Source organism: Neobacillus sp. BF23-41 (assembly GCF_041106275.1).
In genome coordinates, this window is the sequence record NZ_JBGBPR010000005.1 from 147741 (window position 1) to 162581 (window position 14841).

Consider the following 14841-nt stretch of genomic DNA (forward strand, 5'->3'; position numbering starts at 1 on the left):
TAGTTCTCACACAATCATAGATTAAAATCTGCTCTTTGTTCGAAGTTTATTATGCCCGAATTTTTTTGGGAAAGGTTGAAGTATAGCAGTTTTAGCTAGGGCTACATAGGCTATGAGAGACAACAAGCTCGTTGTGAAAATAATAACTCCAAATGGTACTGCAGAATTTTCACCTGCAACCCCCACAAGCGGGGATGTAACAGCACCTAATAATGTTGGCATGACGCCTAAGAGTGCGGCGGCACTTCCAGCAGTATGCCCTTGCGATTCCATCGCTAATGTAAAAGATGTCGGACCTGTCATACCGATCGCAGCGTTTAAAAAGAAAAGCGGAATGACTAACATCATTAACGGACCATGCAAAAAGACTTCGATCAAGACAATCGTCCCAGCTATAAAAGCTAGTGCAAGTCCGATAAGAAGAATACTATCTTCTTTGATCCGCCCTGCTAATAATTTCACAATTTGAGCCCCTAGAATTAAACTAATGCCATTTAAAGCAAATAGCATTGAAAACAATTGCGGTGTCACGTCATAAATTTTTTGATAAATAAATGAAGCACCTGAAATGTAGGCAAAAACCCCGGCAAACAATATACCTTGAACAAGAGTGTATCCCATGAATCTTCTATGTTTAAGCAAATCTTTAAAATTCTTTAACAATCCCATGAAATCACTAGAAACACGCCGTTCTGCAGGCAGGCTTTCTTTGATTTTCAATGCCGTTAAAGTTGATAATAAGATTCCAAAAAAGCCTAAAAAAATAAATATACCTACCCAAGGAGTAAAAAAAATAATGGCACTTCCTGCAAGTGGTGCAATGAGTGGTGCAAGATTAAAAATGATTGTTAAGAGTGAAAAAAACTTTGTCAGTTCTATACCACTGTATAAATCACGAACAATTGCACGAGAAATTACAATCCCAGCGGCACCTGCAAATCCCTGTATAAAACGCAAAATTATAAATACGGTAATGTTCGGTGCGAAAGCACAGGCGAAAGAAGAAAGAGAATACACAATCATAGAAATCAATAAAGGTTTTCGTCTGCCATAAACATCACTTAATGCACCCATGATGATTTGACCGAAAGCGATCCCTAAAATACAAGAGGTCAAGCTTGCTTGGACCATAGAAGCCTTTGTCTCAAAATTGCCCATAATATTAGGAAATGAAGCTAAATACATATCGATGGTAAACGGACCAATTGCAGAAAAGACTGCTAAAAGTATAGCGAAAGCAAGCGAATATTTATTTGTCTTTAAAACCAATACCATACAACTCCTAACTAATTCTTTAGCTGATAGCTATACTCAAAGGCAGTTACATTATCAATTAACAACAACAATTTTCCCGTTAGCAGAATTACTTTCCATTAATTGATGTGCTTCTTGTATTTCATCCAATGAGAAAACCTTTGCAATAGGCACTTTAGTTTTATGTTGTTCAATATGGTTGAATAGTTCAATTAGCAATTTCTCTTTAAAATTTACTCCGCTATCAAACTGAGTAAAATACGTACCGGAAGGAATATCTATCATTGGCTCAAAATCTTCCAACACCCACTCACCGCCTAATATTCCGGTCATACATAAGATTCCGTGATCAGACAGGAACTTCAGTGAATGTTTCAACGTGACCGTACCTACTAGTTCTAAAACTTTGTTCACGCCGTTTGGAAAAAGGGAGAAAAGTTGTTCTGATAAACTTTCATCATCAAGCAAAACATAATCCGCACCATATTTATTTAAAAATTTAAACTTATTTCTGTTTCGTGTAGTCGAAACCACAGTAGCACCGACACTTTTAGCAAGTTGTATTGCTGCTACTCCAACTGAGCTGCTGCCTCCACGGATCAGCAGCGTTTCTCCCTTTTTAAGCTGGAGCGTATCAAAAAGGGAAGCATATGCTGTGTAATACATTTCAGGAATGGCGGCTAATTCCACCCAGTCCATATCATTGTCAATCGGATAAACCTTTGAGGATGGAATAAGCGCATATTCCGCATAACTGCCATCAAATTCACGCCCAAGTCCACCCATCAGCGATACAACCCGTTGACCTTTTTGAAAAGAACTATCTGATGGATCCTCAATTTCTCCTGCGCATTCGATTCCAATGATTCGGGGGAGTTTTACTGATGGTGAATCCCCTTGTCTCGTAAAAATCTCCGACCGATTGATACCAAACGCCTTAATTTTTATCAACACCCACCCCGGCTTTACCTTGGGAATGGGAACTTCCTGTACAGCCAATTCACTTGCTTTACAGGGCTTTTCTAAAACAACTGCTTTCATTTAAAGTCCTCCTTATCCATTACTTATTAATGAGACCTTCCTTTATTAAGAAGATTCTTGCTACATCTTCAGCTTTCATTCCTTTTACACCAACTTCATAGTTCATTTTTTGCATTTGGCTGTCGCTAATCTTTCCGGCAAGTTTGTTCAATGTTGGTACAATCTCTGGGTATTTATCGATGGTTTCTTGCCGTAATAAAGGAGATCCCTGATATGGCGGGAAGAAATGTTTATCATCTTCTAGAACAACCAGGTGATATTTTTGCAGTTCACCGTCCGTTGAATAGGCATTCATCAGATTTACATTACCTGTTTGAATGGCATGATACCTTACAGACGGGTCCATGGTAACGATTTTAAAATTCAATCCATATTTCTTTGCCAAACCTGGATATCCATCTTGTATATCAGCAAACTCAGGATCAAAACCAGCTGTTATATACTGCTCTACTTTTACGAGGTCGGAAATACTTTTCAGGTTATACTTTTTTGCAAAATCTTCTGGGACCGCTATAGCATAGGTGTCGTTAAATTTCATTGGAGATAACAATGCCATGTTATACTTTTTTGCCATACCTTCTTTTGCTTGCGAATATACTTCTTTACTATTTGTACTTACAGGGTTCTCTTTTAGGAAATTGACAATCGCTGTTCCTGAAAATTCGGGATAAATATCAACATCCTTCGACTTTAAGGCATTAAAAACAAAAGTCGTATCGCCTAACCCTGTTCTTAACTTCACTTTCAAATCTGTATTTTCTTCGATCAATAATTTATACATATTGTCCAAAATTTCCGGCTCCGGACCGAACTTACCAGCAATCACAATTTGCTTTTGCTCTTTTTGGAAAAGTGTCGGACCAACCATAGAGCCCATAATTAGAACGATAATAAGCGCAAAAGCACCAGAGGAGACCATTATTTTTCTAAAGGAAATCGTTTCTAGTCTTCGGAGTAGTAAATCAAAAATAATCGCCAAAAGTGCGGATGGCACAGCTCCTAGAACAATAAGTGAATAATCATTTCGGGATATTCCAAGTAGAATAATGTCCCCTAATCCGCCTGCTCCGATTAGTGAAGCAATTGTGGCAGTTCCAATAATAAAAATCGTAGCTGTTCGGATACCTGCCATGATGACAGGCATGGCTAAAGGAAGCTCGATTTTTAACAGTCTTTTTCTTCTGTTCATTCCCATGGCGCTTGCGGCTTCTAGTAAGGAGGGTTCTACCTCTTTAATTCCTGTATAGGTATTGCGTAACAGGGGAAGAAGTGCATAAGCGATTAGCGCAATCACCGCTGGGACAGTCCCTATACCAAAAAGTGGAATCAAAAGACCTAACAAAGCTAATGAAGGAATGGTTTGCAGCACACCAGTAATGCCGATAATATATTCCGCAATTCTTTGTTTTCGTGTTAGATAGATTCCAAGTGGTATCGCAATAATTAATGAGAAAAAAAGTGCGATTAACGAGATTTCGATATGTTGCAAAAGAGCGTTCAATAGCTGAGATTTTCGATCGGACAAAATACTTATCAAATTACTCATGGATTTGCCCTCCTTCTCTCAAAAATTGGGACATAACTTTAAGTGTATTTTGTCGCTGAATCATCCCGATTACTTTTCCATTATCCTTAACAAAAACTTGTTCAAAAGATGCTAAGTGTTCTAATACCTCATTTATTGGCGCTGATAAGGAAATCGTATTAGTATCAGATAATACTTGTCCTTCTGTGACGGCAGTGATAAGTTCATTCAAATTAATCGATAATTTCCGGTTGCCAACAAATTCGCGTACAAAGTCATTCTCAGGATTAGCTAAGAGTTCGTGCGGGCTCCCAACTTGAACAATCTCTCCATCTTTCATCAGACAAATACGGTCCCCTAGCTTTAAAGCTTCTTGCATATCATGAGTAACGAAAACAATGGTTTTTTTCAGTTTCCGTTGAATTTCAAGCATATCGTCCTGCAATTTTTCCCGGCTAAATGGATCAAGTGCACTAAAAGGTTCGTCCATCAAGATGATTTCAGGGTCCGCAGCTAAAGCTCTAATTACACCTACTCGTTGCTGTTGTCCGCCCGAAAGTTCACTAGGTTTGCGATTTCGATATTCTTTTGGATTAAGACCTACCATATTAAGTAAGTCGTCAACACGCGCGGTTATCTTTTCGTTGTCCCAATTTTTTAGCTCCGGTACAACTGCAATATTTTCGGCAATTGTCATATGTGGAAAAAGTGCAATTTGCTGAAGTACATACCCTATATTCCAACGAAGTACATTAATATCATAATCGCTAATTTTCTTCCCATTAATCCAAACCCAACCTTTTGTTAATTCAATGAGGCGATTAATCATTTTTAATGTGGTTGTCTTACCAGAACCACTGGGACCAATTAAAACAAAAAATTCGCCTTTCTTTATTTCAAAATCTAAAGACTTAACGGCAAAGGTTCCATTAGGGAAGTTTTTCGATACTTGTTCAAATCGAATCATTTTACCTCTCCTTTCATTACTCCTTCTACACTATCTAATCGGTAACTTCTAATACATAGATATCTATCCATTTGTCAAAAAAAATTTAAAATCTTTTTAGGATTTTTTCTAACAAATGTTCCAACTGTTCTTTTTCGGTGTTCGTTAAACCACCATAAATGACAGTGTTTATTTTTTCTGAGATCTTACGAAATATTGGTTCGAGCTGGATTCCCTTGTCCGTAAGATTGATTAAAGTTATTCTGCTGTCCTCCTTACTCTTTTTTCTCACTACAAATCCTAGTTTCTGTAGCTTATCAATTAAAACTGTTACTGTCGGTTGAGTTCGATGAATTTTTTCAGCTAGCTCCTTCACGGATAAGCCATTTTTTTCGTAAAGACACACTAAAATATCCCCATGAGATGGGGCGATACCATCCACTCCGTTTTTGTTAAGCTCCGACAAAATCAAATTATTTACTGCGTCTCTAATCTTTCCAACTTTTGATGCTGTGTCATATTTTATCATGTTTTTTATTATACATAGACGTCTATATAATTTCAAGCGAATAAATGAGTCAATAGAATATGTCCTATTAACTCATTATTTATTATTGATTTGCTTTTTTTACCCATTCCGCAACTGTAACAATACGCTTTGCTTGATGTTTTACAGCTGCTTGAACGTCTTCAATCATTTTTCCATCCTGACCTACAGTAACACTTGTTCCGTATGGGTTACCACCTGCTCCAAATGTAACCGGGTCAGTATAACCAGGAGCTGCTACAATTGCACCCCAGTGATACATTGATGTATATAGTGATACCCTAGATTCGAGATATATTAGAATATAAATGCATCTAAAGCATATTGACCGGGACCGACCAAAGCTATACCAATAGCTACTGAAAGCAAAGTTAAGTTGTATTCATATCCATTAGCTGTTGCCCATAATCCGTTAGGTGCATGAACCTTCACAATCGCCATTGCCATAGTCCCTGCAATCAAAATGCCTGCAAGTGGTGTTAATAGTCCTAAGGCAAACAAAAGTCCCGCAATAAGTTCTGCTAACCCTGCGAAAAGAGCCATGGTTACTCCTGGTTTCATGCCAATGGATTCAAACCATCCACCTGTTCCTTTCAATCCATAGCCACCGAACCAGCCAAATAATTTTTGAGCACCGTGACCCACAAATAGTAAACCAATTACCAAACGAATGATTAATAAACCAATATTTATCATCTTATAATCCTCCTAAATGTTATTTATCTCGAATTCGAGATAATGTATTAAAAAAAATGAAAGTTTAAACTTTACTCTTTACTTTTTTCAAAAGCTGCACCAATGTCTCTGCCTCATCGGAATCTAATGAGTCAAACATTTGATTAACATACTTATGATATTTTGGCATGATGTAGTTCATCAATTCATGTCCATCATCAGTCAATGTCACATGTATCACCCGGCGATCATCTGAACAGGCATGACGGTTTAATAAATCTCTTTGTTCTAGTTTATCTATAACATAGGTCATCGAACCACTTGAGACCAATATGCAATTTCCAATTTGTTGAATCGTTTGTTTCCCTTTTTGATAAAGTACCTCTAAAACAGAAAATTCCGTAATACCAAGCTTATTTTTTGCCATTTCCTCCTTTATTCGTTCATGAATTGCTTTAGATGTTTGCATTAATAAAAGAAAGGGCAAATTTGAGCATTTCCTCTCCATTTAGTACACCCCCTCTTAAAACCTCGAATTAAGATATCTCGAACCTGAGATAATAATAATACTTACAATTTTTTTGTCAATACACTTTTATTACTTCAGTCCGTGAAAGTTATTTAATTTTATCCGAAGGATAAAGTTTCAAATCACTAACAAGTTTAAAAGCTTTCTCATCCTTCAATTTATACATTCGTCTTCAGTTTAACCTTTTGATTTTAGGATTTTCATGTCGCAAAAAATACAAAATGTAAGGTCTTTTGTTTTCCTTCTTTTTAATTTAAAAACTTACATTTTTTTAAAACTTTCTCGTCGTCAAAACAATTATTTAGGAATTTTATGTCGTTATGCAGCTACATGAATCTCCCAACCATTAGATCAATAATTTCCCCACTTACGAAGTGAATCTCCCTACATAATTTTGCAGCTATTTTTTCATTTGTTCCACCTTTTTATACACCTATAAATTCTATACATTCCATTCAACATATATGAATACCTAATGAGTGAAGTTTCTGGATATCTGATTTGCTGTTCCCTCTCACTTCGTCAGCAACTGCAATAAAGGCTAATATTTCTGATTCAGAACTAGCTAACATGACTGTTTTCCCTTTTTTTGGAGTTCTTTTATAGTAGGGATGCTTCAATAGTAGTTGAAACATCCCTTTTACTATCCTTTTTAGCTTCTACAACTAGACATACTCCTCATAAATCATTTTCTCTTTGATAGTTGAACAGTAGATTCTCTTAGTACAGTTTTTTATTTATTTACTTTTATCTAGTACATTTTTCAAGGTATTCTCAATATTTTCAGCTATTTCCTTTAGTTTAGGATCATCAATCATACCAACCATCATTGTGGGTTTAGGTAAGCCAATTTTGGTTATTCCATTACTTTGATAAACAGTTATTTTACATGGTAGAAAATAACCGACTAGTTCATTTGTTTCAAGAACCTTTGCTGCTTCAACTGGATTACAAACTTCTAAGATTCGATATGGATTTTTGTAGCTTTCTACTCCTTTTTCTTGTAACTTGGCTGGAAGATCGAGCTGCCACAAAACGCCAAAATTTTCTTCCTTTAAATTTTTCTCCAAGGATGAAATAGCTTCCTCGACTGATTTACTGCTCTCTACTGTATAATGAAACATTCCTAGGTTCACTCCTTTTAAACAAGAATACCTAACCAAATTTTAAAGGTTGTAATTACAATTAAAGTAGCTAGAGCTATTTGCAAAACTTTTGTATTTAATTTTTTACCTATCAGCACTCCAAAAGGGGATGCAATAAGACTAACTGTTACCACAAGTAATGCAGGGAGAATAGGTACTTGCCCTGTTGTGACTTTCCCTATTATTCCTCCAATTGAAGATAGAAATGTAATGGCTAAGGATGTTGCAATTGTAATACGGATAGGAATTTTCAACACCACTAGCATAATAGGAACCAGAATAAATGATCCCCCAGCCCCCACTACTCCAGAAGCAAGTCCTACGAAAAAGGCTAGGATTGTCGCCAATCCTTTATTAAAATCTCCGCTCCACTGAAATTCCAATTCCTTTTTAGGAACCAACATAAGTACCCCAGCTATTAACGCCACTAGCCCATAAATTACATTGATACTCTTCTCTGAAAAGAAGTGTGAGCTATAACTCCCAATCAGACTTCCAACTAAGATGCTAGACCCCATATAAACAATCAAAGTTTTTTTTATATATCCTCCATTTCGGTGTGCCCAAATACCCCCAATTGCTGCAAAAAATACTTGAACCGCAACTACTCCAGAGACTTCATGGGCTGTTAACCCATGAAAACCTAATAACGGAGGAATATATAAAAGAAGGGGGAAATTAATGATGGCTCCGCCAATTCCCAACATGCCTGAGAATAATGAACCGATAAATCCAATGATTAAAATGGTGATGATCCAGCCAATCTCCATAATCTCGCCACCTTACATGACTTAGTAATTAACAATTACCCTTTTTTTAAGTAGAATTTTAAAACACCGTTTTCTTCGGTATACTCTAACAATTCATGTCCACCTGACTTTGCCCAAGCACTTAAATCGTTTTTTGCCCCTTTATCGGTGGCGAGAATCTCTAAAATTTGTCCACTTACTAATTGATCCATTGCTTTTTTTGTTTTAACAATTGGCATTGGGCAGGCAAGGCCTTTTGCATCTAAGATTTTATCTGATTTCATTTTTATAGTTCCTCCTAGTTATTATTCATGAACCGCACAACGGTTTGGTCCAATTTCCATTTCTCGTTGCATCTCTGCATCAGGCGTTATTTTCCCCATATTGGTTTGACGAATTTCTTGATAGGAATTTGGTTGTGGAGGTAAGTTATCCGTTACCAATTTGCGAAATTCAACTTCTTCCAAATGAAGCCCTTTATTTCGTTCATATAATTCACCTAAATTTGCACTTACTTCTCCGTTTCCGAGTTCAGAAATTCTAGAAAAGTGAGCTGGTAAAACCATTAAGTCTTTAGGGAACAATTTGTATTTGTTATAAAGAGACTCTCTAAGGTCAGCTACCCAGTCCTCCGCCTTACCAGCCAAATCTGGTCGACCGATGGACTCTACAAACAAAATGTCTCCTGATAATAAATACTTTTCATCAACGACTAAAGATGTGCTTCCGATTGTATGCCCAGGAGTATAAAAAGGATTCACACCTACTTTTGTATTGCCAACCACAATATCGTTTCCTTCTACCAACCCTCTATAATTAAAAACAACTTCCTCCGCATCTTTTGGAGGCAAATAATAGGTTGCTCCTGTTTTTTCTGCAATTTTTCTTCCGCCAGAAATATGATCGGCATGAAGATGAGTGTCCACAACATGTTTAATTTGAATATTATGAGCTGATGCAAATGATTCATACTCTTCAATCATTCGGGATGCATCTACAATTACTGCTTCCCCATTTGATTCGATTAAGTAAGATAAACAACCCTTTCCAATTCGAACAAATTGATAGATGCTTCCTCCATCTTTTAAATCACCAATTTTAACGGGCTCTAAATGTTCACTCCATTCCTTCATTCCACCTTTAAGGTAGTGAACAGTGAGTCCTTTATCAGACAACATTTCAGCAACCATAATAGATGACCCTTCCTTTGCACATACCACTAATATCTCTTTATCTGTTGAAAGTTTATCAATGATTTCTTCCACTCCGTCAAGTAAGTCAAAATACGGCACATTTAGATATTCAAAGTTCACACCTTCGATTTTCCAATCTTTAAAATCATTTTCATTACGAACATCTAAAATAAATAAACTTTCTTGATTGAACACTTTCTTCGTTACCGCTTTACTTGTCATCTGCAATACCGACACTACACATACCCCCTACAGTATATTTTTTCATAAAATTTTTTCTAAATAATCGGTACTTATACTAATTCACTGATTTTTCCGTTACACCATTCCATTCACTCATACCTGGAACGACATTTTTAACTTGTGTGAATCCAGCTGATGCTAATTTTTGTGCAGCTAGATCACTTCGGTTCCCAGTTCTACAAACAACATATATTTCAGTCTCTTTATCGAACTGATTCAAATAGTTATCTAATTCACCTAATGGTGCAGATTTGGCATATGGGATATGGTTAAAAGCATATTCGGCCGATTCACGAACATCCAAAACAATAATATTTTTCTTTTCTTCTAAAACTTTTAGTAATTCATCATTAGAAATCACAACTGGGTGCTTTTTTTCTTCCTTTTCTTCCGTACCTGCTTTACGAATATAATGCTTTAAAACTTGACCTTCCTCAATTGTTCCTAAGTATTGATTTCCTGTACTATTAGCCCATGCCTTCATATCAGCTGTTGACCCTTTGTCTGTCGCTTGGACCTCTATTACTTGACCATCTTCTAAACTGTTCATTGCCTTTTTGGTTTTTACAATGGGCATCGGACAAGCAAATCCTTTTGCGTCTAAAACAATATTTGTTTGAATCATCGTAATCCTCCAGCTTATACCACTATGGGTATATTTTATTGTAAAAAAATTATTGTATTGGACCATGCCACTCCAACATGCCACCAGACAAGTTAATTTGACAGATTATATAAATAAATTAACATTTCCGTCTGTTGCTTCTCCTAAGTATGCAGCAACTCCAGCATACTCAATGCCATCCATTAATTCTTCCTGTTGTAATCCAAGTAAATCCATGGTCATGGTACAAGCGATTAATTTTACTTCTTGCTCTTGTGCCAATTCAATCAACTGTGGAAGTGTCATGGCATTATGTTTCTTAATTACATGTTGAATCATTTTAGGACCCATACCAGCAAAGTTCATTTTAGATAATCCCATTTTTGATGCACCCTGGGGCATCATCTTTCCAAACATTTTTTCTAGGAATCCCTTTTTTACTGGTTTCTGTTCCTCTTTACGTAGTGCGTTCAAACCCCAAAAGGTATGAAAAATAGTCACTTCATGATCATAAGCGGCTGCTCCATTTGCAATAATATAAGCTGCCATTGCTTTGTCATAATCTCCACTAAATAAGACAATTGTTGTTTTTTTCTTCTGTTCAGTCATGATTTGTCCTCCTTGCATTTATACCCATATGGGTATATTTTTGTTCAAAAAAAATACCTTCTTTGAAATTTTATAAAATACCGTTACCCCTATGGGTATATTACTATACAAAAGATAAGTTCGTCAACCTAATTTAAATAAGGTTGATGAACTTTTTATCGGCTCTTGATTAATAATTCAACAGCTTCTTTTACAAGATGTTCCGTTGCTTCACCTTTTTCAACATTTTCCCTTACACATTGTTCTAGATTTTTACTAACAATAACACCCATCGTACGGTCGATTGCACTTCTTGCTGCGGATAATTGAGTAATGATTTCCCTACAATCTTTTCCTTGTTCCATCATGCTTAAAACACCTTTAATTTGTCCTTCAATTCGCTTTAAGCGATTTTTAACATCTTTATCGTATTCCACTAGCTTCACCTCATTCTTTATTTTTGCCTACAAGGGCAATTTATTAACATATAATTAGCTATTTTCAAGCCCATTGAGGTTATTAAGCGTAATCCCAAATTAAGCTCTAATGAGAGGATATTCACATGATATACCCAACAGGGTATATTGTCAATAATATTAAAATTGCTACCCATCCAAACAATTCAAATATGATTGGCATTTCAAGAGATAAATTTAAGTTCTTAACGGTAGAAAACAATGAAACAACAACGGACCATTCTAGTAAAACTTTAATTAGTGAAAAAATGTTGTGTCCCCGTTAACTGAAAAGGGAGCCCCTAGGCTCCCTTTTCGAACATTAATGGATCGAATTCATAGACGCATGTTTGACGACAACGCGGCGGATGAAGAACGCCATAGCCAGACCGATTAGCGTAACGGTCAACGTGAACAAGAACACGTTCTGTGAGCCGAACGTCATCGCGTTAGCCATCTCAGACTGTTTCGTTGGCGTTGGGGAGTTGTGCAAATACTTATCCATACCGCTTGTAAGGATGATAATGGCAATCGCTGTTCCAATTGCTCCTGCGACCTGCTGAAGCGTGTTCATGACTGCCGTACCATGTGGGTAAAGCTCCGGTGGCAGCTCGTTCAGTCCGTTAGTCTGCGCCGGCATCCAGACCATTGAGATACCGACCATTAATCCGATATGCAACGAGACGATAAAAGCAATCGAAGATGCAGCTGATATGTCGGAAAGAAACCATATCGATATCGCTACGACGATGAGACCGGGAATAACTAGCCACTTCGGCCCATATTTATCGAACAAACTCCCCATGCGCGGCGACAGGATGCCGTTCAACGCGCTGCCCGGCAACAGCATAAGTCCAGCGGCAAACGGTGACAGGCTCATACCATTCTGAAGAAACATTGGCAGAATAATCATGCTAGACAAAATGATCATCATCGATGACAGTACCAAAAGCAGCCCCACGATGTACATCGGGTACTTGAAGACGCGCAAGTCCATCATAGGTTCGCGCATAACCGTCTGCCGCCGCGTGAACAACACGAGTGCGACTAGCCCGATGATGATTGAAGTGACCACGACCGGGCTGGTCCAGCCTTCGGTGCCTTCTCCTGCCTTGCTGAAACCGAAGACGACGCCACCGAAGCCGATCGTTGATAATACAACTGACAAAAGATCAATCCGAGGTTTCGTCACCTCTGTGACGTTTTCCAAATACTTCAACCCTACCAAAAGCCCTATCACCAAAAATGGCAGTGATAGCCAAAATATATAATGCCATGTTAAGTATTCAATAAGGAGACCAGCTACAGTCGGGCCGGTCGCCGGAGCGAACATGATGACAAGTCCGACAAACCCCATCGCCGCCCCACGTTTCTCAGGTGGATACACGACGAGGATCGTATTGAACATGAGTGGAATCAACAGGCCCATTCCGACCGCCTGTAGAACACGAGCGACCATAAGAATTTCGAAATTGAACGCAAGCGCCGCAATTAAAGTGCCGATAATCAAGCTCGTAAGTGAACCAGTAAACAATTGCCTTGTCGTAAACCATTGTAGCAGTAACCCAGTCATCGGCATCAAAATGCCGAGAGTAAGTAAGAACCCTGTTGTCAACCACTGTGCGGTTGCCGCTGAAATTTGGAACACATCCATTAAATTACTAATTGCAATGTTGAGCGCCGTCTCGCTGAACATGCCAACGAAACCGCAGATAAGCAGCGACGCCATAATGGCTCGCGTATTGTATTGTTTCATTACCGACTCCACTTCCCTCTACTAAAAAAGTACACCTAATTCTTTATAAAGATTATTTTTGATTTTAATATTAACATATCCTTAATAAAACTAATTTATCTCCCTCCGTCTTCAGGTTTGTTCATCCCCACGTAATCGATGCTGACTTTCGATGTGAGTCTAATATTTTACCATACTTCTCACCTGGAGCTTCAACATAAAATCTTATTGAACTGATAAAAATTATCAATTATGGTATGATTGTATAAGTTAATTATTTAAGGAGTGAAATCATGAGTGTACATAAAGATTTAATTAAACACGCGGCAAATCAACATGAAACCTATCAAAAATTCTTAGCGCTCGATCAACAACGCGAACAATATATCGAAGAAGCGATTGAGTTATGTAAGCAAGGTAAACCTTTTTCAACCGATAAAATCAATGCAGTCACCAATAGTATTAATAAAATAAACCTGCGCTTTATTCCAACGAGGCAAAACGTTACGGGTGAAATGATCCAGGAATTCGTTAAAAAAAACTAATAATAAATAAAGAACGGACAGCATCGTTAGATACTGTCCGTCTTTGTTTTATAGATGGTTACTTTTTAAAAATAGTCGCGATGACTTGATCATAGGTCATTGCTGAATCGACTGTGAATGTACCCGGACGCAAATTTTTCTCGACACCTTTTTTCTCTACATCTCTTGAGAATTTAAAATCATCAGGTACGATTTTTGCTTTTTCAAGCATTCTACCGACATCGATGCTGGTCATCCCTTGTGTCACTGAAATAACTGCTCGATAGACGATCTTTTTGGAATTATTATTGGCTGAAGCTGCTGAAGCTGCTGAAGCCGCTTTTTTGGTTGCTTCTATTGTCTTATCATAGTCTGCCTTCGGTTGAACAATATACCCAGCTGTTAAAAGCTTATCTTTCATCTCTGCTTCAGTTGGCTGAACGACTGTTTTCTGCTCGCTTTTAGTAGGTTTGGGAGCTGCTTTTGTAACTGCAGGATCTTCAGTGAAGTAAACAGCACCACAAATGGTCGAAGCTAGAAGAATTCCGGCCGCAAAACTGCTCACTACATTAAATTTCATTTGCTAATTTGCTCCTTTCATCCTTTGCTGCTAGAAAAGGTGCAAGGAATTGGTTAATTTCACTCTCTGAAACTTGTTTTTTCTGAGCAATGGTCTCAATCGAATATTTGCGTTTATATAAATCTAGTACTTCACGCTTAAATATCATTTCTTCTGGAGTCAGTTGAACGCCCGCTTCCTTTGTGACCACTTCTATATCAAGTTCCAAATTGCGAATTTGCTCGTGCACGTTATTGATATCTTTCATAACAGCCACATGAACCATATCAATTTCCTTATGTTTTTGTTTTTCTAAGTTGCGATTCGATATAATTGAAACGATTAGCAACACAGCTGATATCGCAATCAACAGAATTAAAGTCCATTCCATCATATTAGTTTCCTCCTTTTTTACATAGCAATCCACAATTCCCTATTATACATCCTAAATATAAATATTTCGATTAAAACCGACTAAATGAGACACAAGTCGGATGGATTTGACAAATTGAACCTCCTTTTCTATAAA

General features: G+C 37.4%; 20 protein-coding genes and 1 pseudogene. 2 read left to right on the plus strand and 19 right to left on the minus strand.

The annotated features are described in order from the left end of the window. Window positions 1-21: 21 nt before the first annotated feature. The 16 genes and pseudogenes from AB7942_RS10635 to AB7942_RS10710 form a co-directional block, all read right to left on the minus strand. Entirely contained in the window at window positions 22-1269 is a 1248-nt protein-coding gene (locus tag AB7942_RS10635) for a multidrug effflux MFS transporter (RefSeq protein ID WP_483310860.1), read from the minus strand. Between the two features lie 60 nt (window positions 1270-1329). Further along, window positions 1330-2295, minus strand: a complete 966-nt coding sequence (locus AB7942_RS10640; RefSeq protein ID WP_369446826.1) for a zinc-binding alcohol dehydrogenase family protein — start codon at window positions 2293-2295, stop codon at window positions 1330-1332. A 19-nt stretch (window positions 2296-2314) separates the two neighbouring features. Continuing rightward, entirely contained in the window at window positions 2315-3841 is a 1527-nt protein-coding gene (gene opuFB / locus AB7942_RS10645; protein ID WP_369446827.1) for an osmoprotectant update ABC transporter permease/substrate-binding subunit OpuFB, read from the minus strand. Then, window positions 3834-4787 carry an osmoprotectant update ABC transporter ATP-binding subunit OpuFA gene (opuFA, locus tag AB7942_RS10650; protein ID WP_369446828.1) on the minus strand — a complete coding sequence of 318 codons (954 nt, stop codon included), beginning with the start codon at window positions 4785-4787 and terminating at the stop codon, window positions 3834-3836. The genes opuFB and opuFA overlap by 8 nt, the downstream gene beginning before the upstream one ends. Window positions 4788-4872: 85 nt before the next feature. Further along, window positions 4873-5295, minus strand: a complete 423-nt coding sequence (locus tag AB7942_RS10655) for a MarR family winged helix-turn-helix transcriptional regulator (RefSeq protein WP_369446829.1) — start codon at window positions 5293-5295, stop codon at window positions 4873-4875. An 82-nt stretch (window positions 5296-5377) separates the two neighbouring features. Continuing rightward, a pseudogene (locus AB7942_RS10660) lies at window positions 5378-5593 on the minus strand (NAD(P)H:quinone oxidoreductase, type IV); the annotation flags it as partial. Window positions 5594-5610: 17 nt separating this feature from the next. After that, on the minus strand, window positions 5611-6009 hold the full coding sequence (locus AB7942_RS10665) for a DoxX family protein (protein WP_369446830.1): 399 nt from the start codon (window positions 6007-6009) through the stop codon (window positions 5611-5613). A 64-nt stretch (window positions 6010-6073) separates the two neighbouring features. Beyond that, window positions 6074-6496 (minus strand): MarR family winged helix-turn-helix transcriptional regulator, encoded by a 423-nt coding sequence (locus tag AB7942_RS10670; protein WP_369446831.1) that lies wholly within the window; start codon window positions 6494-6496, stop codon window positions 6074-6076. Between the two features lie 476 nt (window positions 6497-6972). After that, window positions 6973-7152 carry a hypothetical protein gene (locus AB7942_RS10675; RefSeq protein WP_369446959.1) on the minus strand — a complete coding sequence of 60 codons (180 nt, stop codon included), beginning with the start codon at window positions 7150-7152 and terminating at the stop codon, window positions 6973-6975. Between the two features lie 102 nt (window positions 7153-7254). Then, window positions 7255-7641, minus strand: coding sequence for a DUF302 domain-containing protein (locus AB7942_RS10680; protein WP_369446832.1), 387 nt, complete (start codon window positions 7639-7641; stop codon window positions 7255-7257). Window positions 7642-7658: 17 nt separating this feature from the next. Next, entirely contained in the window at window positions 7659-8432 is a 774-nt protein-coding gene (locus AB7942_RS10685) for a sulfite exporter TauE/SafE family protein (RefSeq protein ID WP_369446833.1), read from the minus strand. A gap of 35 nt (window positions 8433-8467) precedes the next feature. Next, entirely contained in the window at window positions 8468-8695 is a 228-nt protein-coding gene (locus AB7942_RS10690; protein ID WP_369446834.1) for a sulfurtransferase TusA family protein, read from the minus strand. Between the two features lie 21 nt (window positions 8696-8716). Next, window positions 8717-9841, minus strand: coding sequence for an MBL fold metallo-hydrolase (locus AB7942_RS10695; protein WP_369446835.1), 1125 nt, complete (start codon window positions 9839-9841; stop codon window positions 8717-8719). A gap of 61 nt (window positions 9842-9902) precedes the next feature. Then, window positions 9903-10472 carry a sulfurtransferase TusA family protein gene (locus AB7942_RS10700; protein WP_483310861.1) on the minus strand — a complete coding sequence of 190 codons (570 nt, stop codon included), beginning with the start codon at window positions 10470-10472 and terminating at the stop codon, window positions 9903-9905. Window positions 10473-10577: 105 nt separating this feature from the next. Further along, window positions 10578-11060: a DsrE/DsrF/DrsH-like family protein gene (locus AB7942_RS10705; RefSeq protein WP_369446836.1), complete on the minus strand. Its 483-nt coding sequence runs from the start codon at window positions 11058-11060 to the stop codon at window positions 10578-10580. 155 nt (window positions 11061-11215) lie between these two features. Next, window positions 11216-11476 carry a metal-sensitive transcriptional regulator gene (locus AB7942_RS10710; RefSeq protein WP_098934384.1) on the minus strand — a complete coding sequence of 87 codons (261 nt, stop codon included), beginning with the start codon at window positions 11474-11476 and terminating at the stop codon, window positions 11216-11218. Window positions 11477-11601: 125 nt separating this feature from the next. Here AB7942_RS10710 and AB7942_RS10715 point away from each other — a divergent pair, with 125 nt between their 5' ends. Further along, window positions 11602-11781 carry a hypothetical protein gene (locus AB7942_RS10715; RefSeq protein WP_369446837.1) on the plus strand — a complete coding sequence of 60 codons (180 nt, stop codon included), beginning with the start codon at window positions 11602-11604 and terminating at the stop codon, window positions 11779-11781. Between the two features lie 35 nt (window positions 11782-11816). Here the strand turns inward: AB7942_RS10715 and AB7942_RS10720 are convergent, their stop codons facing one another. Then, entirely contained in the window at window positions 11817-13250 is a 1434-nt protein-coding gene (locus AB7942_RS10720; protein WP_369446838.1) for an MDR family MFS transporter, read from the minus strand. A 272-nt stretch (window positions 13251-13522) separates the two neighbouring features. Here AB7942_RS10720 and AB7942_RS10725 point away from each other — a divergent pair, with 272 nt between their 5' ends. Next, entirely contained in the window at window positions 13523-13774 is a 252-nt protein-coding gene (locus tag AB7942_RS10725; RefSeq protein WP_335437537.1) for a DUF2533 family protein, read from the plus strand. Between the two features lie 58 nt (window positions 13775-13832). On the opposite strand, the gene AB7942_RS10730 is transcribed toward AB7942_RS10725, so the two are convergent. Continuing rightward, entirely contained in the window at window positions 13833-14333 is a 501-nt protein-coding gene (locus tag AB7942_RS10730; protein WP_369446839.1) for an aminodeoxychorismate lyase, read from the minus strand. Next, window positions 14323-14706, minus strand: a complete 384-nt coding sequence (locus AB7942_RS10735) for a hypothetical protein (protein WP_369446840.1) — start codon at window positions 14704-14706, stop codon at window positions 14323-14325. Before AB7942_RS10735 ends, AB7942_RS10730 begins: the two co-directional genes overlap by 11 nt. Window positions 14707-14841 lie beyond the last annotated feature (135 nt).